The organism is Streptantibioticus parmotrematis (assembly GCF_019890615.1).
Taxonomy (GTDB): Bacteria; Actinomycetota; Actinomycetes; order Streptomycetales; family Streptomycetaceae; genus Streptantibioticus_D; species Streptantibioticus_D parmotrematis.
In genome coordinates, this window is the sequence record NZ_JAINVZ010000069.1 from 1 (window position 1) to 450 (window position 450).

Here is a 450-nt window from a genome sequence, read left to right on the forward strand (position 1 = left end):
GGTGACCGCCTGAAGGCGGGAGCCGTCCGCGAGCCGCAGCGCCAGGAACGGGCTCGCCGTCGAGAGGGTGCGCTCCGATTGCCCGGCACGGCGCGCCAGGTCGTGCAGCAGCTCGCGTAGTTCCTCGTCCGAGTCCGCGACGGGCGCGACTTTGCGGCGGCGGCCGTCGGTGAAGTCCAGCCAGACCTCGGCGTGGCCGTTGATCAGGATGTTCTCCACTGCCGGGTTGTCCAGGTGCGGCTGCAGGCGCCCTGCCCGGAACTGCAGGTCGAACACGGCCTGGGCCACCGCGGCGTCCTCGGCCTGCGATACCGGCACACCGCGCTCGATCGCGACCGCGTCGGCCCAGATCGCCACCTGCTCGTTGATCAGCGCCCGTCCTTGCTGTTCCTGAGCTGCCGCCGGCAGACCGGGCTGTGCGCGCAGGAGTTGCGACAGGCGCTCGCCCAC

1 pseudogene is annotated in these 450 nt (G+C 72.0%); it reads right to left on the reverse strand.

Going from position 1 to position 450, the window contains the following annotated elements:
• A pseudogene (locus K7472_RS32275) lies at positions 1-450 on the reverse strand (CpaF family protein); the annotation flags it as partial.